The sequence below is a fragment of the Acetivibrio straminisolvens JCM 21531 genome, assembly GCF_000521465.1.
GTDB classification, from domain to species: domain Bacteria; phylum Bacillota; class Clostridia; order Acetivibrionales; family Acetivibrionaceae; genus Hungateiclostridium; species Hungateiclostridium straminisolvens.
Genome location: NZ_BAVR01000003.1, coordinates 56,409 through 78,223 on the forward strand (window position 1 = coordinate 56,409; position 21,815 = coordinate 78,223).

A 21,815-nucleotide genomic window follows, 5' to 3' on the forward strand; every position below is an offset into this window, starting at 1 on the left:
CATAGTCCAGTTGCTTTTGTTGAACCCGCATTCACGGGGAAACTTTCGCAAGGCTTCGTTTACTGCTTGCTTCTGCTCTCGTGATAAGTAACTCTTTCAGTTGCTGCGTCGAGTATCAATAAGACCGGCAATACCATATTCGTTATATCGGTGCACCACTTACGGACATTGGTAGCTGCCATATGAATATCTTTAGATACTTCTAGACTTGGTTTACCATCCCAGGTCTGCAATACGGCGAGCATTCTTGTTCGAAGTTTTGAATCGTTGCAATCTCGAATGAAGCTTCATGTACATCATAAGAGTCGGTTTTTCCAGTTACCTCAAGTTTTCCTCTACTCATAATATCAGAGCCTTTCTATATACGTGCTCTAACATAATCTTCCAATAACAACAGACGGTATTTGATTCCGTTATCAAATCTATTAATGCCCTTCATAATTTAATACCGTTTTCTTCATACTATGATTGACCGACGCAAATTACTTGGCCTTCTTCTAAATTTTCTTTAAGTGCTTTCAGAACTTTAATATCAGATAGTGTAACCTTTATGTATAAGCCCATCTCATCCTTTTTCTGTTTCGTGTAACTTGAATCGCTTGCATGTTCCTTAGTAGCCTTGCAATCTATTTTTAAAACCTCACCTATAATAACAGCAATTGCATCATTGTATAAGGCATCTTACTGTCATACATAGGCCAATCTTCCATTAGAGTAATTGTTTTTTTGCTTTCATCAGAATACTCAACAATATTATTATCATGATTTTACTTGTCAATTTTTTACTGATATAAAAATAAATGTACTGTAAGTAATGCAGTAACACCAAAAACAGTAATGCTAATTGTGGTTAGGCGCTTTTCATAAAACGCTTAAAAACACCTGAAATATAATTCTTAAGAAAAACTTTTTAAATACTTTTGAAATCTGAATTTTATATAAAAACTCGAAATTACGGTTAAAATTCTCAATTGATATGCACTTTTATCAACTCATTTAATCGAATTTTTTTAGATATTCCTTAAATCTATCTATCTCCATCTTTAATATAAACTGCTGATAGGCATTTTTTTCTGCCAAAGCATCGGCAAGGTTCTTTTTTGCCATAAAAGTACTTTTATCTGCTACACCTTTTCCTTCCGACAAATAAACTTTCTGCTCATCATCGCTTAAGGTATAGTTTAACATTCCGGAAGACCCAAGATATTTTAGGCCCGCCTTTACAATGTTCTCCTCAACGCAAAGCTTCATGGAAAGCTCATCAATATAAGCTCTTCCGTTCCGTTTATTAATTATGTGCTTTATGAGCCCAAAAGGTTCAATACAAAGCCTTTAAAGGTATAATTCGGAAGAACGCCAAAATTTATTATCACCTTTTTGGGATTGGCAAGAGCAATGGTCTCTTTAAAAATGTCCGTATTGCTAGGAGTAGAGAGGAATATAAGCTCACCGCAGCTTTTCACCGAAAATCTGTCAACGGTATTCTCAATGGGGCATGCTGCCTGAAGTCCTTCGTAGAATATTTGTGCATTGGGATATTTCTTTAAGAGGTTTTCAATAGATGTTTTTCTCTCATCTAAAATTTCTCCTTCAAACAGCTTCCTGGATTCTCCGAAAGTTTCAAACATATATTCCAAAGTCAGTTGAATACCTGCGTCTTTGTTGTAGTTGTTTCGGCTGACCTTGAAGGTTATATCAAAGTTCCTGCCTTCAAAGGACTCATCCTCTCCAAACCACTTGACCGCCGGTATTCTGTTTCCATTTTGGTCTTCTATTACCATTATATGATGTTTTTTCTCCGTCATTCTGTCACTTAAAACAGTAACATTCCTTATGCAAAAGCAAGGAGCATGAAATCCTTCTCCATAGGGTCCCGCCGATTGGATTCTGCTGTAGAATTCTTCATCTATATTTTCTATCTTAAGCTCCATATCGGCATTGACATTTATCATGTCTTTTATAAAATATCTGTTTTCTGCCTCCAGCTCAATCCGGCTGATAAAATCCTCAATATCATCCTTTTTGATTGAAAGTCCTGCAGCCTGGGAATGCCCTCCAAACTTTAAAAGCTTTCCGCTGCATTCCTTAATCAATTCGTAAATATTTATCTCCTCAATGGACCTGGCAGAACCTACCGCAGTAACCCCATCCTCTTTTAAGGAAAACAGAATTGACGGCTTTCGATAAAGCTCGCAAATCCTTCCGGCAGCAATTCCGATTATCCCATGATGCCAATACTCTTTATACAGCACCAAAATTGTCTTGTTTTTCTTTCGTGTCTCCACCATCTCCACAGCTTCATCTACAATTGTCTGCTGTACCCTTTTTCTCTCCATATTCAGTGAGTCAATTTTCTCCGCCATGATCCGTGCCTTTTCAAAGTCCCGGCACAAAAAAAGCTCCACAGGAAGCCGTGCTGTCTCCATTCTTCCTGCCGCATTTATTCTGGGTGCTATCTGAAACGCAACATCTTCCTCATTCTCAAGTTTTCCGTTTATTTCTGCTATCTCAATTAGCTGCCGAAGCCCAATTCTTTCAGTATTAAATAATGCCGGCAGAGCTTTTTGAAGAAGGTACCTGTTTTCTCCGTTAAGGCTCACAACATCCGCTATAAGGGATAACGCAAGCATGTCCAAAAACTTTTCCGCCCTGCCAAGAAGACTCTTTTTCTCAAGGAGAGCAAGACAGAGAAAATACACCATTCCGCAACCGGATATATTCCTAGCCCTGTGTCCCTCTTCCAAAAGCTTGGGGTTTAATATCGCATCGGCAGGAGGAAGTTCGTCGGGTACAGTATGGTGGTCGGTGAGCACCACATCCATTCCCAGCTCCTTGGCAAGAGTTATCTCCTTGATATTGGAAATCCCACAGTCGCAGGTGATTATTAGCGAAACACCATCCCGGAAAAGTTTTCTTACCACTTTCTCATTCATGCCGTATCCTTCGGTAAACCGGTCAGGAACATGGTAGACTACCTTTTGCGTAAAAAAACTCAGGCATTCAACAAGAGTGACGGTGCTGGTAACACCGTCAACATCATAGTCTCCGTACACACATATTTTTTCTCCATTGTCTATGGCACGAAATATCCTGTCCACAGCTTTGGGCATATCCGAAAATTCATTGGGTTTTGTAGGCTCATAAAACTCCGGATTCAACATCTGTTTTATGGTTTCGGGATTTTTATACCCCCGGTTGTAAAAAATTCTTGCCACAAGTTCGTCACCGCCGCAAGCATCCAGCACTTCTTGCGGCAACTCAACTCCCTGATTTAATATATTTACTTTAACTTTCATCTATCTCAACTCCTCTATGCTGTCCCAATCGAGTTCTTCCAGAAAATCCTCATCCTCTTCCACAGCCTGAAAATCAACCCGTTCATTGTTGCAAAACCAATTGAATTCACAATAGAGGCAGTTTTTCTTGTAGAGCTCTTTGTCAAAGCTTTCGTAATCATACTGCAAAATACCGTCTATCTTGCTTTTTAGAGCTTGTCCAAACTGTTCATGTATTTCATCGCTGTAGTTTATTTCAGCCAAAATACGGGCCGGGTCCGGATGCCAGTAAAACATCCTAATGTCTGAGCATTCAATTTCTCTTTGCACCACTCTTTGTGCCTGCTCTTTCAGCACAAAAAGATACACCATTGTCTGAAGGCTTCCTTTGAGCCTTTCGCCTTTTTGCTTATCATCCCATGGCTTATTTGACTTACTTTTGCCTTGGGTCTTCCAGTCCCATATTTCTATACCGTCATTTTTTATTACAACCAGATCAAAGTTTGCTTCAAGTCTCAAAGTCCCCTTTGCCATTCTGAGCTTGTACTCAGGAAGATACAGTGCATCATCTGTCTTTGGAAAATGGCTTTTTAGAGCTTCCAACCACTTTGAAAGCTCTTCATATCCTTCAATTCCACTAGTAAGTCCCGTATCAATCCCCAAAAAGTATCTTCTGGCCATTAAATGAAAGTTTCTGCCTATATCACTCCTTCTCTTTATCTCTTCGCTAATTACACTTTTCCACTTAATCCCTTCAAGATATCTCTTTTTAAACTTCAACGGACACTTTTCAAAGGTGGATATGGAATACTGGGTAAACAAAAAATAGTTGAAAAACCTCAAATCATTATTCATACTTTTCCGGCCTCCTCAATATACCGTCTCAGTTCAAGAAAATATCTCGACGGAAGTTCACCCCTTTTACCCTTGTTTTGCTCATATGAGGATAAAAAGAGATACTCCTTTGCCCGGGTAATACCGACATAGAGAAGCCTTGCCTTCTCCGAAATTATCTCAAACTTTGATTCCAAAACCGAATCTACGACGGTTTTTCCTTCAAATAATTTTGCCATATCATTTTGATTAAGGCTGGGGATTTTTATACTGCTCTTTTAAAAACCAGAATTCACCCATAAATTTATCCTCCAGCAAAACCGGAAAATCGGCGTTGTTGAGCCCGGTAAGAAAAACAATATCCCACTCAAGGCCTTTGGATTTATGGTATGTGGCAACCGTAACTACTCCCGGATGCGGCTCAAAGCCTTTTAAATCCCAAACAATGCCGGCAAAATAATTGAACATATTTTTAGGGCTTAAAAGCTCAAATGCCAGGTCGCTGAGCCTCCATCTTGGATTTTGGTTCATAAGGTACCTTACATCTCCGGCCACCTTCTGGGCTATGGCTCTTTCTTCCCTGTCAAACCTAAGCTTTTCCGATATAAAAAGAATAAGCTTTTCCACAACAGTATTGGGAAACTCCAGTAGCTCTCTAACTATGTCCAGGCTATCCGTAAAATCTTTCCAGATTTTGGTTTGAAGAAGCTCCTTTGGAACATCAGAGATTTCAATAATCCCTCCCATAGGATAAAGAATCTTTTCCACAGGATACTTTTTTATAAACTCACTCAAAAGCTCCCTCTGCCCCACCGTTTCCGTTTCATCCACCAACTCGGTAAAAACAGTACTGTCATATTCACCGGTTAGAATACACTCATTTATCATATTGGAAAACTTTTCGCCATCTTCCGGAACGGCCAAAAAGTCAATAATCCTTCCAAGCTTTTTCAAAGTCTTGTTCCTCTCACCGGAAGTATTGTCAAGCTGTTCGAAAGGAGCCTTTCTTGATTGTAAAATATCAATAATCAATGACATTTTCCATGCCGTGGGAACCAGTATTGCAATAGTCTTGTCCGGATGCTTTTTTATCATTTGCACTGCCTGGTCCACAACTCCCCCGGCTTCCTCTTCCCATGATTCAAAGACAGCGGCTTTTATGCCATATTCATCTATGACCGGATTTGGCCTTGGGTCATCCTTCGGCACAGGCTCGATATATTGGGGAAGCAGGCTGTCACGGCATTCATGTACCGGGTGGTTCTCCCTTACATATTTTACAAAATAATTAGCCAGGTCAATAATGTCCCTGGTGTTTCTGCTTGACTGGGTTATACTGTACACCGTCGTGTCCGGAGCATCGCAAAAGCTCTTAAAAAGCGTAAAATCACTGCTGCTAAAGCTTCCGCAAATCGCCTGGTTGCTGTCTCCAACCCTCAGAAGATTGCCGTTGGCTATCAGTGTGAGTATCTCGTTCTGAATATAGTTTGAATCCTGAGCCTCATCCTCACAAACAAAGGAGTACTTCTTTCGGTATTTCTCAAGAAGGTGTTCATCGGTTTGCAGCATTTTTTTTGCATTGTAAAGCATGTCGTCAAAATCCAAATAACCGCCCATTTTTAGCCTCCTGTCATATATCTCGTATATGTCGGAGGCCCATGAGAGAATAGAGTCTCTTCCCAAACTTTTACATTTATTTTTTGCCTCTGAAGGAGTAATTCCCTTTACCTTAAAATCGCCGATGGCAGAGAGCATTATACGGCAAAGCTTTTCATGCCAGCTTTTGTATACATCCCCTATTTTGCTTGAGCTTAAATTTTCCATATCAAGGTAAAGCCGAAACTCCCTATGGTTATATCTCTTCCACTCGTCAATGGCACTGGAAATCAGGTGTATCTTGGATACCTCATCAAGTATTTCAAATTCCTCGTTTGCAATAATAAGGTCGGGCTTTTCTTTGATGATTTGGAGACACAGGCCGTGAATTGTAGATACAAAGTAATCCTTGCTTCCATTAATGCCTCTTTTTTGCAGTTCTGCAGAAATTCGCTGCTTAAAATTATTCACAGCACTATTCATGTATGTAACAATCAAAATTTTACCCGGTTTGTGGTATCCGTTGGCTATCATCTCCACTGCCCAAAGAGACAGGCAATGGGTTTTTCCTCCCCCAGGTATTGCCGGAATAGCACATTTTCCTCCTCTGTATCTTTCCACAAGCTCCTTCTGTCCTTTTCTAAGCCCCACGAAACATGCCTCCCCAATAATTCTTTTACTGCGTCAGTATCTCGTCAAAATATTCTGCCAAAATTCCGTCATTCTCATAGCCGTTGGCTGAAAGCATGGACTCAAATGTTATAAGCTTCTCTTCACATCTTTTTAAAAGCGACCTTATGAGAACCGCTAGGTAATGCTTCTGATTTTGTTCTTCCATTTCTTCCGTATAAATATCATTCTCATTCCATGTCTTTGTCAGGACATGGATGTTTGTTATTTCTTTTATGCTTCTTGGAGTCCAGTTATTGCTGCTGATACTCAAAAGTATCAGTACTTTGCTTTTTAACGGGCTTGACAGGTATGCAACGGGAGTAGACATCAGCACAAAATTGCCGTTAAGCTTTTCTTCCAGCTCAAATATGCTTTCCGCCGACTTTATTCCCTTCTTTGCGATATCAAGAAAATCTTTGCTGGCATTCCTGTTAAACCTTGAAACCACATCAACAAAGGTCTCTGCACTGTCTATAAGCTTTTTGGCTTCAATAATATCTTTCTGAGACACTTCGTTTGATAGAAGTATCTCTAAGAAAACCTTCTGAAAAAACTCATGTATTTGAAGCGGTTTCTCCATCTCCCGGTATTCCTTTATCCAATTTCTTATGTACTCATACTTTTCAATGTTATAATACCCGACCCTTTCCACCAGTCCCGGGAACTCTATATCGGGAAACTCGGCAAAGGGCCTTTGGGCAAGAACCTCTCCTGCAAGAATGGAACTTCTTACCGGATCTATTTTCAGCACTATCCTTATAAGTGCCCTTACATCATCCCTTCCCGGAGCCGAACCGTAAGCCGGATGGCACAATTGAGCCAAAGTTATCAGTGCCTGGGAGAAAGGATTGTCTATTATCTTGTTCATTCTTGCCAAGTTTTTAATCTCATATCCGTGTCTTTCAAGGATTCTTCCTATAACAAACTCTGTGACAGGGTCTGCATAGTTGGATATCACCGCAATATCCGAAGGATTATATCCTTCATTCTCAATCAACTCAACGATTCTGTTTCCTGCCTCCTCCAGCATATCGCTTCTAAGTTCCAGCGGCAAAGTCCTCTCTATCTCCGGCCGCGCTTTAAATTTACACGGTGTTGAGTTCTTTATGGTATCAAAAAGCATGTCCGAAAATTCATACATAAAATCCTTGCAGGTATAGGATTTATTTAGCTCCACTATCTCCATCTTATCAATCAATTGCTTTTTGACATATTCATGATTGCTCCCAAAAGCCTGTCCATATCCCCCTTCATGATTATACCCTAAAAGACATGTCTTTACCTTAGGCATTAGGAAATTGATAAAGTCAACCTCCGAAGGTACACACTCCTCGATATTGTCCACAATAAGGTGGTCTATCCTTTGAAACAACTGATTCCGGTATGTTTCATCGGTAAGCAGGCATTTGTTGTACAATTCCACAGCCATGCCAAAATCAAATATCCCCAGCTCCATACACTTTTTCCTGTAGTCTCTTATTATTTCGTCCGCTTCTTTGTATACCTGCTTTTTAATGTCTTCCTTTTTCTCCAAAGCATTATAAAGCCTCTCTCCTATCTCACTGTAGGGAATATCGGAAATGGCAGCCTTTACAAGATTCGATGTCATCTCAATTGCAAGCCTGTCGGAATAAGAGGTAACCCCCGCAAAGGCTCCTTTTTTTGCCTGCGCCATTCCAAAACAATGGATACAAGGAATTGGGAAGCTTCAAAAGTCAAAAAAACAGGCTTCACATTCCTGTTACCTATCTCATTGCAGTTTTTTAGAATAAGGGGATAATAAGTCCTTATCTCCTCTTGAACAAACCCAAAATATGATGTTCTGAGAATTGCTGCGGAACCCTCCAAAAAAGTCTTGGTCCTCCACTCCAATGACTGTGTTCTGTTTAGAAGCAGTATCAATATTTTTTCACTGGGCACCTCAAGAGTGTTCACCATATATTTGTACCTTTCAAGAAGCAGAGTCGACTTTCCGCTCCCGGTAGGACCTTTAAGTATCAGTTTTGAATTTTCTGCTGGTGCTTTAATAATCTTCCCTGCAAGATCATCAAAAATATGATAGGTATCCCTCCAAAAAGTTTTACTTTATATATTATACCATCATGGGAAGATTAATGAAAACATTTATGAACTACAACAGGCAATATTGCAATCGACAATTTTCAAATATCTAAGAATAGATTGCCAAGCAATAAAAATAGTGTCATAAAGCTCAATTAAGCTCTACTTAGGATATAAACAAAAATGATTCCCAAAATCTGAAATACAAAAATTAACGGAATTCCCACCATAAAACTCATACGCCTTGTCTTGTGCCTGAAAACAAGCAACCCCAAATATACTCCGGTGCGCCTCCCATCAGCACAAGCCAGAAAAATGTTCTTTCCTGTATCCTCCACAGGCTTCTTGCTGCTTTATATTTGTCAATCCCGCTTAAGGCAAAACCGACAAGATTTATTAAGGCAAATAAGAGAAAAACAAACATATATGGATTAGATTTTAAGTTTGGCATACTCGTTTCCCCCATCGTCATCAAATATTGGGTTTCCATAATTACCAAGAATTATAGAGACTGCTAATAAGCTAACAACAGGATTACATATATATTATATCAAATTTTATCGTTTTATAACAAATTTTAGAGCAAATTAAACACCCCGCATTACGCCAGGGCATCTATTAGGGGGTTAAAATGTATTTGTGTGAGGTCAATATAATTATTAACCTTTTTAAAATTTATTATTCAATTATTTTTCGATTATTTAAAAAAATTTTTACTTTTCTTATTTTTCATATGTTTTCAAAATTCTAGCCGCTATTTCTCTTTTTGTAACCCGCATATCCATAGCCTGTTTTTCTATAAATCTGTGAGCCTCAGCTTCCGACATTTTTAAATACTCAATCAAAACACATTTTGCTCTGTCGACAAACTTAATATCTTCTATCTTTTTTGAAGCTGCTCATTCTGCTTCTTAAGCCCTTTCATTCTATTGTAGGAAGCGGAGACAAGTTTTAGAGCACTCCAAAAAGCTGACGATTGACAGGTTTTGCTATAACAAATATCCCGAAATCTTCAACTTTATCCGATATCTCATCTTCCAATTCGCTTTTGACAAGCAGCATAACTTGCGCCGTTCCCCTGTTTGCAATATTTATTGCCAAATTGCCTCCAAATTCGTCCGTCAACGGCGTATTAATTATGCACAAGTCAAAATCCCTGTCAAGTAGTATTCTTTTGGCCTCACCGGCATTTTTAGCCAAAACAATTTCGCTATAAGAATTTAACTTTAACAGTTCTTCCAACGAAGAACTCACCTTCAAGGAACTGGATATAATTAAAATACTGTCCATACTACCACCGACTTATCCCTTATAAAATCTTAGATTGTTCGAAAATACATCTGCTTTTCCACACTTTCTTTGTCTTCACTTTCAGAATATCTTTTCCATTCTTCAAGCTTTATCTCCATATACTTGCTTAACATTTCTTCCCCTAAAATGCTCTTTACAAAACTACTTTTTGACGCAATATCCAAAGCTTGTTTCAAATTTTCCGGAAGAGCCTTGATTTCCCTTAGTTCATCGCCGCTGGCATTATACAAGTTATGATTAATTGGCTCCGAAAGCTCTAATTTTTTCTCGATTCCGTCAAGTCCTGCATGCAAAATAAGGGCAAAGGTAATGTATGGATTACAAGCCGGATCCGGAGAGCGAAGTTCCATTCTGCTGTATTCTCCCTTTTCGGCAGGGATTCTGATAAGCTGGGAACGATTTTGATGAGACCAGGATACGTATTTAGGCGCCCTGAAACTTCCAAACCGGGCATAAGAATTTGTTATTGGATTTGTAAATGCAGTAATATCCAATATTTTATCAATAACTCCGGCAATAAAGCTTTTTGCAGCAGAAGAATCGGCATCCCTATCCCTAAAAATATTATGTCCGTCTTTGGAAAGAGATAAGTTTATATGAAGTCCGCTGCCGCTTTCGGTCAAAATGGGTTTTGGCATAAAGGAGGCAAAAAGTCCGTTTCTTAATGCAACAGCCTTGACCACTGCTTTGAAAGCCATTAAATTATCTGCGGCAGTAAGTGCATCGCTATATTTGAAATCTATTTCGTTTTGCCCCGGACCTTGCTCATGATGGGAACTTTCCGGCTGGATTCCCATTTGCTCAAGAGACAGGCAAATCTCCCTTCTTACGTTTTCACCTTTATCAAGAGGAGCTATATCCAAGTATCTTCCTTCATCGTGGGGAATATATGTGGGGCTTCCTTTTTCATCGGTTTCAAACAAGTAAAACTCACATTCCGAGCCTATCCTGCATACATATCCCATTTTTTCCGCACGTTCCACAGCTTTTTTGAGAATATTTCTCGTATCTCCTTCAAACGCTCTCCCATCGGGGTGCTTTATGTCGCAGTAAAAACGTATTACTCTTCCCTGCTGAGGCCTCCAGGGCAAAATACTTAAAGTCGATGGGTCCGGATGCAAAAACAAATCCGATTTTTCAACATTCATAAATCCCAAAATAGAAGACGCATCAAAGGATATACCTTGCTCAAATGCTCTTTCAAGCTCCTGAGGCATGATAGAGATATTCTTTTGAGTCCCTAAAATATCGCAAAAGGCCAGTCGAATAAATTTCACATCATTTTCTTCGACAAATTCCAGCACCTCTTTCATAATATAAGTCATCCTCAGAAAACCTCCTTTGGTCATACTTTTGGTCATACTATCGGTTAATTATATGTGTACAATTGCTTGTAGGGGTTTTTTGTATTGGGAATCAGACAGAAAAATTTGGAGTTTAAAATTTGCTCCTTGTCTTTGCCAAACTCTTGGCAAAATTCCTCTATATACCCCTTTATTTCCTCCATATCCTCATTGGTTGCTTCCCTTGAAATCACCTGTTTGGGCAAGTCTTGAGGAAGCTTACTGCACCTTAAGTATATTTTACCACCATGCATGCCTGTTCCGCAAAAATTTCCTACCGGAATAGCATTCTCGCTGTTTAATCCCAATACTATTATGATTCCCCCTGCAAGATACTCGCCAAGGAAACTTCCTGCAGTGCCTCCAATAACTATGACAGGCTTTTTGTCTTTATATTGCTTCATATGAATGCCAGTTCTATATCCTGCATTATCCCTTATAAATATTTTTCCGCCCCTCATTGCATATCCGCAGGCGTCTCCGCTGTTTCCGTGAATATAAATAACGCCGTCATTCATCGTATCTCCTGTGGCATCTTGGGCATTTCCTTTCACCCTTATAGTACATCCGTCCAAATATGCCCCAAGGTCATTTCCCGGTGTGCCGTATATTGTAATGTTTTTATCACCTTGACCGCTTCCTATATATCTTTGCCCCAAGCAATTTTCTATAACAATATCTTTATCGGATACTTCTCTTATTCTTTGATTTAATTCTTTATAATATAAGTTTTGAGCATTAATATTCATTTACCACACCTCCAAGTATTTCTTGCGCTCTCTTCTTGTAAAAGCCATCAGACCGGGCTTTTGGAAAATCAATTCAAAATCAACTTCAGAAAGAGGAGTTTTTTCTCTAATCAAACTCGTATAAATTCCTGCCTTATCCACATCCCCAATCATAATATACCCTTTTAACAGTCCATCCTTAACAAACAATTTTTTATAATTGTCCCCTTCGATTTGGCTGAAAACATCCCCGATATAGCTTCCCGCTGTTATGATGTGAAGTCCGAAAAAAGATATTGCATTCATGGGAATTGCTTTTCCGTACTCTTTTTTGCCCCCCGCCATATTAGCTCCCGCACACTCGCCCTGCATATAAGCATTTGGGAGTAACGCAAGGACTGTTCTGATCTAAAGTAATATCAAAAGATTCACAGCAGTCTCCTGCAGCATATATATCCGGTATGGAAGTCTGACAGAATTCATCAATAGCAATTCCCCGGTTCACCTTGCCGTTTATCTCTTTTATCAAACCTGTATTAGGTATAACACCAACGGCAACTACTAAAACATCAAATTCAACTTCTTCTCCATTGGAGAGCAAAGCCTTATTTCCCGTAAATTCATCCACTTTGGCGTTTAAAATGAAATTAATATTTTTCTTTTCTATATGGGATTTAACTATTTCGGCTCCGTCCCTGTCCAAAATACTTGACAAAATTCTGTCCGCCAAATCTACTACTGTAATGCTTTCCACTCTCTTTGAAATTCCCTCGGCACATTTTAAACCGATAAGTCCGGCACCGATTATTAAAACTTTGCTTGAAGGAGAAATTGCACTTTCAAGTTCTTTGGCATCGTCCAAAGACATAAAAGAAAATCTTTTTTCGACCCCTTCAAGTCCTTTCATAGGCGGAACAAAAGGAAGTGAGCCGGTAGCCACAAGTAATTTATCGTAATTTACAACTTCTCCGTCATCTAATAGAACTTCTTTTTTTGCATCGTTTATCTTTACTGCTTCTTTTCCTAAAATCGTCTTGCAATTCATAGTCTCATAGAAATCTTCTTTCCGGTATTTCATTCTTTCCTCATCGGTCTTACCATACAGCAAATACGATATAAGAGGTCTTGAATATACATGGTAAGCTCTTTACTAATAATGGTTATTTCGCCCTCCATATCAATTTTCCTTATCCCTTCCACAGCTCCCACAGCCGCCGTAGAATTTCCTATTATTACATATTTCATTTTCTCACCTCTCTTCAAATACAATGGCGTTGTTCGGACAACCTTTTACACATTGAGGACTTCCATGTATGTTATTGGTACACAATTCGCATTTTTGAATAACAGATTCATCGCCCGGACTTATTGCCCCATAGGGACAGCATAAAATACAGGTAAAGCATCCGACGCATTTATTTTGGTCAACGGATATTACTCCGTCTTTTATTGAAAGAGCCCCTGTAATGCAACCCTTTACACACAAAGGTTCTTCACAATGCCTGCAGGACACGGCAAAACTTATATTATCCTTTTGTTCTACTCGAATTCTTGGGTTTATAACTATGTCTTTTAAGGCCTTAACCATATCTTTTTCATTGGAATTTGCAAAAGCACAGTAGTATTCGCACAGATGGCATGCCAGGCACCATTTTTCATTTACATACACCCTTTTCAACGCAAAGCACCTCCTATTCCCCCGCATGTTTAATTCCTAATATTTGAAGCTCCTTCTCATTAAGTCCTACTCCTCTTAGCATCAGTCGATTTCCTCTCAGGCTCTCTATCGAGTTAATGCCCATTCCGCCCATCATTTCTTTTATTTCATGCTTCCACGCGCTGACAAGATTAACAAGCCTCTTGTAGCCCATATCGGGGTTTAGGCGCTTTACCAATTCAGGCTCCTGGGTTGCAATACCCCAGTTACACTTTCCTGTATGACAGCTTCTGCAAAGATGACAACCCAAAGCAATCAAAGCAGCTGTTCCGATATAAACACAGTCAGCTCCCAATGCAATTGCTTTTACGATATCGCTGCTGTTTCTGATACTTCCGCCTACAACAACGGATACATTATCTCTTATACCTTCTTCTCTAAGTCTTTGGTCCACGCTTGCCAAAGCAAGCTCAATCGGAATTCCCACATTATCTCTTATTCTTGTAGGAGCAGCTCCGGTACCTCCGCGGAATCCGTCGATAGAGATAATATCAGCTCCGCTTCTCGCAATTCCGCTGGCAATAGCTGCGACATTGTGAACTGCGGCTATTTTTACTATAACGGGCTTTGTGTAATTTGTGGATTCCTTTAGCGAGTAGACCAGCTGTCTTAAGTCTTCAATAGAATAAATGTCATGATGAGGAGCCGGGGAAATGGCATCCGAGCCTTCAGGAACCATTCTGGTTTTAGATATGTCCCCTACAATCTTTGTTCCTGGGAGATGTCCTCCTATTCCGGGCTTTGCACCCTGACCCATTTTTATTTCTATTGCAGCTCCAGCTTCAAGATAGTCTTTATACACCCCAAATCTTCCTGAAGCCACTTGTACAATAGTGTTGCTGCCGTATTGATAAAAATCTTTGTGAAGTCCTCCTTCACCTGTGTTATACAGAATTCCGGCCTCTCTTGCGGCTCTTGCCAAACTTTCGTGAGCATTGTAGCTGATGGATCCGTAACTCATGGCAGAGAACATAATGGGTACAGATAGTTCAATCCCGCAAGACAAATTATTTACAAGCTTTCCGTCCTTATCCCTTTGAATACTATTCGGTTTGCTGCCTAGAAACACTTTTGTTTCCATAGGCTCTCTTAAGGGGTCAATAGAAGGATTCGTAACCTGGGATGCATTTAACAGAATTTTGTCAAAATACACAGGATAAGCATTGGGATTTCCCATACTGGACAGAAGTACCGCACCGCTTTCAGCCTGCTTGTATATTTCATTAATTATAGAACCACGCCAGTTGGCATTTTCTTTGAAAGTATGATCTGTTTTTACTATTTTTAGAGCCCTTGTAGGGCAAAGAGCTACGCATCTGTGACAGTTGACGCACTTTGAATCGTCACTGCACATTATTTTTTTCTCCTTATCATAGCTGTGAACTTCATTGGCGCATTGCCTTTCACATACTCTGCAATTAATGCATCTGTCCATATTTCTTGCAACTTCATATTCCGGATACAATAAATTGATTCCCATTATAAAACACCTCTATTCAATGTAGCGATAACTGCTTCTCCGCCTTTCGGAGACCAAACTCTATCCAAATTTTCTTCTAAAACACGAATTGCACATTCTTCACTAGCTGCATAAAACATGTCGTCTTTTTCTCCGATTACCATAGAACGAAGTTTTAGCCTGTCATTGAGAGCCATAATTCCCCCTTCAAATCCTGCCAAGATGGAAAAAGGCCCTGTTATTAACATTGATGAAAATGCCTTTCTAAGATAAGAGTATTTTTCTTTTTCTCCTTGGGGCATGTTGTCAATGACTTGCCAAAAAGGTGCTGCAACAACTCCAGCTATTTCTTCAAGAGTTAAACCTACTTTGCGGTTCAAATAGTCAATTATATAAGTAATTACTTCTGTATCTGTGAGCAATGTGCATTTGTAACCATGCATTTCAATAGTTCTTCTGTTGGTATCGTAAGAAGATATTTCACCGTTGTGTACCACCGAATAATCCAGTAACGCAAAAGGGTGCGCACCACCCCACCAGCCGGGAGTGTTGGTTGGATATCTTCCGTGAGCAGTCCAGCAATAACCTGCATACTCATAAAGTTTGTAGAATTCTCCGACATCCTCCGGAAAACCTACCGCCTTGAATACTCCCATATTTTTGCCGCTGGAAAACACATAGGCCCCTTCTATTCCCTTGTTTATTTTCATTACACACCTTGCCGTAAACTCTCTTTCATCCAGTTGGCTTTCATCGAGTTTTGTCGGCAAAGGAGTAACGAAATACCTCCAAATCAAAGGAGCATCTGTTATTCCCGGAGTTTTTCGTGTTGGTATTTTAGAAAGATTAATTATGTCAAAATGTCGTTCTAAAATTTCTCACATTCGTCTTGGGCAACATCCCCATCATAAAAAACATGGAATGCATAGAAATCTTTATATTCAGGATAAATTCCATAACCGGCAAATCCTCCGCCCAAGCCGTTTGAACGGTCGTGCATTGTTGCGATTGATTTGATAATTGCATCTCCACTTATTCTTTTACCCGACTTTGAAAATATACCCGATATTGCACAACCTGACGGTATCCTTATTTGACCTTCTTTCAACATCATTCCCACCTCTGTAATAAATATCTGTATTCTGCAAAATACATCTTTGTTTATAATATAAGAAGGCGTTCACCGATAACAAAAGCATATCAATACTTTCAGTGCTTTCGTTATTTGGTGAACGCCTTTGTTCACTGTACTATTATAATACGTTAAAATAACAATTCTGTCAATAACATTTTGAAGGATTTATTATTCTAAATTTCATACAACACTGAATATATGCCATTACCAAAAACTATTTGTCAAAATTTTTGCAACTTTATCAAAATAATCTTGCATTTTTTTTAAGAAAAAAGTATTTACATTTTATTGATTTGGTGTTATACTACTAATATAAAGCAAAGGCGCTATGAGTTTTCAAAACTCGTAGCGCCTTAATTTTTTGGAAAGGGATGATAGAATGAAAAAAACTGTTATACCGGAAGGTTATAAATCGTTGCTCAACCTATATGAAACCCAAACTGCCATAGGAATGATAAAGAGGATTTTCGAAGATGAATTAAAGAAAGCATTAAATTTAAGAAGAGTATCCGCTCCGCTGTTTGTTGATCCGAAAACAGGTCTAAATGACAATCTGAACGGTGTTGAAAGACCGGTAAGCTTTGATATCTTGCAAACAAAAACTGAAGCACAAATTGTCCACTCTCTGGCCAAATGGAAAAGGATGGCTCTCCATAGGTACGGATTTAAGCCCGGAGAAGGCCTTTACACAGATATGAATGCCATTCGTAGAGATGAAGAAATGGATAATCTCCATTCCATATACGTAGATCAATGGGATTGGGAAAAAGTAATTACAAAAGAAGATCGCAATGTGAATTATTTAAAGGAAACAGTAAAATCAATAGTGAATTCCGTATGCAACACTCTTGATTCCATCAAAAAAGTTTTTCCCGAAATTCCGGTTGAACTTTCCAGGGATGTAAACTTTATCACTACTCAGGAACTTGAAGACATGTATCCGTCCCTATCCCCAAAAGAAAGAGAAAATGCTTATTTGAAAGAGCATAAAACTGCATTTATTATGCAGATTGGAGATATATTAAAGTCAGGACAAAAACATGACGGTAGGTCTCCTGACTATGATGATTGGAAATTAAACGGAGACATTGTATTCTGGAATGATGTTTTAGATTATGCTTTTGAAATTTCTTCCATGGGAATTCGTGTAGATCCTGCATCCCTTGATGAACAGCTTACAAAAGCAAATTGCGACGACAGAAGAAATCTGCCTTTCCACAAGATGCTGTTAAATGGAGAGCTTCCTCTTACCATAGGAGGCGGAATCGGTCAGTCCAGAATTTGCATGCTTCTTCTTGCCAAAGCTCATATAGGAGAAGTGCAAGTGTCCGTTTGGGACGATGAGACAATTGCCGTATGCCAGGAAAAAGGAGTCAATCTATTATAATTGTATAATTGTAAGGAGGAATTAAAATGCTAGATATCCCTAATGTATTCGGAAGTATGGTTTTTAATGATAAAGTCATGAAACAAAGACTGCCTAAAGATGTATATAAGGCTTTGAAAAGAACAATAGCAGAGCAGAAACATTTAAATTTGGACGTTGCTAATATCGTGGCAACTGCCATGAAAGAATGGGCTATCGAAAAAGGAGCCACTCATTTTACCCATTGGTTCCAGCCCCTCACGGGAGTAACTGCAGAAAAGCATGACAGCTTTATTTCTCCCGTAGATGACGGAAATATAATCATGGAATTCTCAGGTAAAGAACTTGTCCGCGGAGAACCCGATGCTTCAAGCTTCCCCAGCGGCGGAATCAGATCAACCTTTGAAGCAAGAGGTTATACTGCTTGGGATCCAACTTCTTATGCATTCATCAAAGACAATACCCTTTGTATCCCAACAGCGTTCTGCTCATATAGCGGAGAAGCCCTTGACAAAAAGACACCGCTTCTTCGTTCCATGGAAGCAATAGATAAACAAGCTAAAAGAATTCTAAAGATCTTCGGACACGACAATGTAAAAAGGGTTGTAACAACTGTAGGACCGGAACAAGAATTCTTCTTGATAGACAAAGAATTGTACCAAAAACGTCCGGATTTGATATACTGCGGCAGAACATTATTCGGTGCAAGACCTCCAAAAGGTCAGGAATTGGAAGACCACTATTTTGCATCAATAAAACCAAGGGTTTCCGCCTTTATGAAAGAGCTGGATGAAGAGCTTTGGAAACTTGGCGTTTTAGCCAAAACAAAGCACAACGAAGTTGCACCTGCTCAGCATGAAGTAGCTCCAATATTTACAACAGTTAATATTGCCGCTGACCACAACCAGTTAATTATGGAGCTTATGAAAACCATTGCAAATAAGCATGACCTTGTATGTTTGCTGCATGAAAAGCCTTTTGCAGGAGTAAACGGAAGCGGTAAGCACAACAACTGGTCTGTTTCAACAGACACCGGTATAAATCTCTTGGAACCCGGGGAAACTCCTTACGATAATGCGCAGTTCTTATTGTTCTTGTGTGCTGTTATAAAAGCAGTGGATGAATATCAAGATTTGCTCAGAATATCCATTGCAAGTGCCGGAAATGACCACAGACTCGGAGCGAATGAAGCGCCGCCTGCAATAATATCAGTATTCTTGGGAGATGAACTTACAGCAATTATCGAATCCATTGAAAATGATACCAGCTATAATAAGAAAGAAAAAATTCAAATGGAAATCGGTGCAACTGTGCTTCCTCATTTCCCCAAAGACAGCACTGACAGAAACAGAACTTCACCTTTTGCGTTTACCGGTAATAAATTCGAGTTTAGAATGTTGGGTTCCAGTGCATCCATATCCGATGCCAACGTTGTTCTCAATACTATTGTTGCTGAAGCTCTGTCCCAATTTGCCGACAGACTGGAAAAGGCCGAAAATTTCAAAGGAGAATTGTCTGCATTAATTAAAGAAACAATTGCAAAGCACAAGAGAATTATATTCAACGGCAACAACTATTCGGAGGAATGGGTAAAAGAATCTGAAAAGAGAGGGCTTCTGAACCTTAAATCAACTGTTGAAGCTGTTCCGTACTTTATATCCGAAAAGAATATAGAGCTGTTTACAAAACACAACATCTTCTCAGAGTCGGAGATTCATTCAAGATATCATATAATGCTTGAGGAATATATCAAAGTACTACACATTGAAGCGCTCACAATACTCGATATGACTAAAAGAGGTATTATACCCGCAATTGTCGATTACCTCAAAGACCTAACCGAAGTTGCGAAAAACAAAAAAGCCATAAGCAGCGAATTTAATTGCAAGCTTGAAGAATCTTTAATTAGTACTGTATCCGATTTAGCCGGTTGCCTTTATAAAAATATTGAGAAATTGGATAATTCAATTCTCGAGGCAAAAAATCAATCTGATGTTTTAAGTATTGCAAAATACTATAGAGAAGTTGTATTCATTAATATGCAGGAATTAAGAAGCGTAATTGATAATCTTGAAACAAAAATAGGTAAAAAATACTGGCCGTTCCCCACTTACGGCGAGCTTCTGTACAGTGTATATTAAAATAAATATAAGCCTCACAAAGGCGTGTAGTCTATTATAAAAGTAGATTGCACGTCTTTATTTACCTTTATAAGGTATGTCGCAAGGGGGATTTATTATGTATTCATCAGCGGACACCATCTGGGTATTGCTAGGAACCGTTCTTGTATTTTTCATGCAAGCCGGCTTTACAATGGTAGAAGCAGGATTCACAAGGGCAAAAAATGCCGGCAACATTATTATGAAAAATCTAATGGATTTTTGTCTGGGGAGTATAATTTATTGGATGTTCGGATTTGGACTGATGTTTGGCGCCTCAAAATTCGGATTAATCGGAACACCGGATTTCTTTGTACAAGGAGATTACAGTTCGAAAATTCCGACAGCAGCATTCTTTATTTTTCAAACAGTGTTTTGCACTACTGCTGCAACGATTGTCTCCGGTGCCATGGCTGAAAGAACCAAGTTCTTGTCCTACTGCATCTACAGTGTCGTTATAAGTGCTTTCGTTTATCCTGTATCCGGGCATTGGATCTGGGGAGGCGGATGGCTATCCAGCTGGGATTTCATGATTTTGCAGGCTCGGCAGCAGTTCATATGGTAGGCGGAATTTCAGCTTTCATAGGCGCAAAAATATTAGGTCCTCGCATAGGAAAATATACAAAGAACGGAAAATCCAGGCAATTCCCGGTCACAGCCTGACTTTAGGAGCCTTGGGAGTATTCATACTATGGTTTTGTTGGTTTGGATTCAATGGCGGTTCCACTGTTTCCGCGTCCGGTGATGATACCTTGATTCTGATTTCTTCCATTTTCGTTAAAACAAATCTGGCTGCTGCCGCTGCTGCAACCTCCACCATGATTATTACATGGCTGAGGTATAAAAAGCCGGATGTTTCTATGACGCTGAACGGAGCTTTGGGAGGACTCGTGGCTGTCACTGCAGGGTGTGATGCGGTGTCTGCCACAGGAGCATTAATTATCGGTATTCTTTCAGGTTTTATAATTGTGTTTGGCATAGAATTTATTGATAAAGAGCTAAAAGTTGACGATCCGGTAGGTGCAATCGGAGTACATGGACTATGTGGTGCCGCAGGTACCATATTAACGGGAGTGTTTGCTCAAAATGGAGGACTATTATATAGCGGGGAGTTAAAAATGTTGGGAATTCAAACCCTTGGAGTCTTAGCCGTAACGGCATGGGTTGCTATAACTATGACTGCTGTGTTTTATTTAATTAAGCATACCGTTGGCCTTAGAGTTTCCAAAGAAGAAGAAATCGCAGGTCTTGATATAGCAGAACACGGCATTATAAGCAGCTATGCAGACTTTATGCCACCGGCATCCGGTGATGATACCGCTGTAGCTCCTCTTGCGGACACTCCAAAGATAGAATACAACCTTTCAAAAACTAACGCTAAAATGACCAAAATAGTCATAATAACAAAGCAAAGCAAATTTGATAGCTTAAAAGCCGCTATGGACGGAATAGGTATAACCGGAATGACAGTAACTCAAGTTTTAGGATGCGGAATGCAAAGAGGCAGTACCGAATATTACAGAGGTTCTCCTCTTGAGATAAACCTTTTGCCCAAAGTTAAAGTTGAAATTGTTGTATGTAAAATTCCTGTATCAACTGTAATTGAAGCAGCTAAGAAAGCCCTGCACACCGGAAATATCGGGGATGGTAAGTTATTTACCTTCAATGTGGAAAATGTAGTCAAAATTCGCACCGGTGAAGAAGATTACGATGCTTTGCAGGACGATATTGAAGTTGAACTATGAAAATTGATTGGAAAAAGCAGTTGATATCAATAATTATAGGTATCCAGTAGATCTTCTATATATCATTACCACTCTATATTATAGCCACTCTGCGTTGATTGCAGAGTGGTCATTTCTTTTTGTCAATCTTGCAAAATTACAATTCCTCTTAAATGATATAATAACTCTTAAATAGTCAAGGAAAATAACCAAAATCTACATAGAAGTTATTTTTATGTCTTTCTTCTATTTTTTAAATTTTTGACTAATTAAGGTTTAATTAGGATGAAAAAATCAGATTTAAAATTAAAAAAAGAGCACACTGCCCCCAAAATTTATCTTATTTTGAGACAACCCAGAGTAAAATAAAGGTTATATATGGAAAATGAGATGATTTTATGAAAAATCCAAAAAAGGTGCTTCAGATTTAAATAT

Annotated in this window: 18 protein-coding genes and 3 pseudogenes; 3 read left to right on the forward strand and 18 right to left on the reverse strand. The window is 39.2% G+C overall.

What is annotated here, in order from left to right; genetic code table 11:
* Positions 1-59: 59 nt before the first annotated feature.
* The 18 genes and pseudogenes from JCM21531_RS18775 to JCM21531_RS01305 all read right to left on the reverse strand — a co-directional run bounded on the left by JCM21531_RS18775 (position 60) and on the right by JCM21531_RS01305 (position 16,107).
* The gene (locus tag JCM21531_RS18775; RefSeq protein ID WP_131464352.1) at positions 60-245 is read right to left on the reverse strand and encodes a hypothetical protein; all 186 of its coding nucleotides are present in this window, start codon (positions 243-245) and stop codon (positions 60-62) included.
* A 751-nt stretch (positions 246-996) separates the two neighbouring features.
* Entirely contained in the window at positions 997-1,251 is a 255-nt protein-coding gene (locus tag JCM21531_RS19930; protein ID WP_243467019.1) for a hypothetical protein, read from the reverse strand.
* Between the two features lie 50 nt (positions 1,252-1,301).
* On the reverse strand, positions 1,302-3,296 hold the full coding sequence (recJ, locus tag JCM21531_RS01250) for a single-stranded-DNA-specific exonuclease RecJ (RefSeq protein ID WP_243467020.1): 1,995 nt from the start codon (positions 3,294-3,296) through the stop codon (positions 1,302-1,304).
* Positions 3,297-4,130, reverse strand: coding sequence for a PD-(D/E)XK nuclease family protein (locus tag JCM21531_RS01255; RefSeq protein ID WP_038286807.1), 834 nt, complete (start codon positions 4,128-4,130; stop codon positions 3,297-3,299).
* Positions 4,127-4,348, reverse strand: coding sequence for a 3'-5' exonuclease (locus JCM21531_RS19935; RefSeq protein WP_243467021.1), 222 nt, complete (start codon positions 4,346-4,348; stop codon positions 4,127-4,129). The genes JCM21531_RS01255 and JCM21531_RS19935 overlap by 4 nt, the downstream gene beginning before the upstream one ends.
* Positions 4,349-4,358: 10 nt before the next feature.
* The gene (locus tag JCM21531_RS01260; RefSeq protein ID WP_243467022.1) at positions 4,359-6,356 is read right to left on the reverse strand and encodes an ATP-dependent helicase; all 1,998 of its coding nucleotides are present in this window, start codon (positions 6,354-6,356) and stop codon (positions 4,359-4,361) included.
* A 25-nt stretch (positions 6,357-6,381) separates the two neighbouring features.
* Complete coding sequence (locus JCM21531_RS01265; RefSeq protein WP_243467023.1) at positions 6,382-7,986, reverse strand: DEAD/DEAH box helicase; 1,605 nt, start codon at positions 7,984-7,986, stop codon at positions 6,382-6,384.
* Positions 7,983-8,315, reverse strand: coding sequence for a hypothetical protein (locus JCM21531_RS19940; RefSeq protein WP_243467024.1), 333 nt, complete (start codon positions 8,313-8,315; stop codon positions 7,983-7,985). Before JCM21531_RS19940 ends, JCM21531_RS01265 begins: the two co-directional genes overlap by 4 nt.
* Before the next feature lie 358 nt (positions 8,316-8,673).
* Complete coding sequence (locus JCM21531_RS01270; RefSeq protein ID WP_243467025.1) at positions 8,674-8,889, reverse strand: DUF1294 domain-containing protein; 216 nt, start codon at positions 8,887-8,889, stop codon at positions 8,674-8,676.
* 271 nt (positions 8,890-9,160) lie between these two features.
* Positions 9,161-9,728, reverse strand: a pseudogene (locus tag JCM21531_RS24975) (ANTAR domain-containing response regulator).
* A gap of 29 nt (positions 9,729-9,757) precedes the next feature.
* Entirely contained in the window at positions 9,758-11,074 is a 1,317-nt protein-coding gene (glnA, locus tag JCM21531_RS01280) for a type I glutamate--ammonia ligase (RefSeq protein ID WP_038286809.1), read from the reverse strand.
* 44 nt (positions 11,075-11,118) lie between these two features.
* Positions 11,119-11,841 carry a GltB/FmdC/FwdC-like GXGXG domain-containing protein gene (locus JCM21531_RS01285; protein WP_038286811.1) on the reverse strand — a complete coding sequence of 241 codons (723 nt, stop codon included), beginning with the start codon at positions 11,839-11,841 and terminating at the stop codon, positions 11,119-11,121.
* Complete coding sequence (locus JCM21531_RS24720) at positions 11,842-12,165, reverse strand: hypothetical protein (protein WP_439644263.1); 324 nt, start codon at positions 12,163-12,165, stop codon at positions 11,842-11,844. It abuts the gene before it with no gap.
* 1 nt (position 12,166) lies between these two features.
* Positions 12,167-12,898: an NAD(P)/FAD-dependent oxidoreductase gene (locus JCM21531_RS24725; protein WP_439644264.1), complete on the reverse strand. Its 732-nt coding sequence runs from the start codon at positions 12,896-12,898 to the stop codon at positions 12,167-12,169.
* The gene (locus JCM21531_RS24730) at positions 12,895-13,065 is read right to left on the reverse strand and encodes a hypothetical protein (protein ID WP_439644265.1); all 171 of its coding nucleotides are present in this window, start codon (positions 13,063-13,065) and stop codon (positions 12,895-12,897) included. Before JCM21531_RS24730 ends, JCM21531_RS24725 begins: the two co-directional genes overlap by 4 nt.
* A 4-nt stretch (positions 13,066-13,069) precedes the next feature.
* The gene (locus JCM21531_RS01295) at positions 13,070-13,498 is read right to left on the reverse strand and encodes a 4Fe-4S dicluster domain-containing protein (RefSeq protein ID WP_038286813.1); all 429 of its coding nucleotides are present in this window, start codon (positions 13,496-13,498) and stop codon (positions 13,070-13,072) included.
* Positions 13,499-13,511: 13 nt separating this feature from the next.
* Entirely contained in the window at positions 13,512-15,017 is a 1,506-nt protein-coding gene (locus JCM21531_RS01300) for a glutamate synthase-related protein (RefSeq protein WP_038286815.1), read from the reverse strand.
* Positions 15,017-16,107, reverse strand: a pseudogene (locus JCM21531_RS01305) (class II glutamine amidotransferase). Before JCM21531_RS01305 ends, JCM21531_RS01300 begins: the two are co-directional and overlap by 1 nt.
* Positions 16,108-16,510: 403 nt before the next feature.
* On the opposite strand from JCM21531_RS01305, the gene asnA reads away from it, so the two are divergent.
* The 3 genes and pseudogenes from asnA to JCM21531_RS23415 all read left to right on the forward strand — a co-directional run bounded on the left by asnA (position 16,511) and on the right by JCM21531_RS23415 (position 21,401).
* On the forward strand, positions 16,511-17,518 hold the full coding sequence (gene asnA, locus JCM21531_RS01310; RefSeq protein WP_038286817.1) for an aspartate--ammonia ligase: 1,008 nt from the start codon (positions 16,511-16,513) through the stop codon (positions 17,516-17,518).
* Positions 17,519-17,544: 26 nt separating this feature from the next.
* Positions 17,545-19,638: a glutamine synthetase III family protein gene (locus JCM21531_RS01315; RefSeq protein ID WP_038286818.1), complete on the forward strand. Its 2,094-nt coding sequence runs from the start codon at positions 17,545-17,547 to the stop codon at positions 19,636-19,638.
* 97 nt (positions 19,639-19,735) lie between these two features.
* A pseudogene (locus JCM21531_RS23415) lies at positions 19,736-21,401 on the forward strand (ammonium transporter).
* Positions 21,402-21,815: the final 414 nt, after the last annotated feature.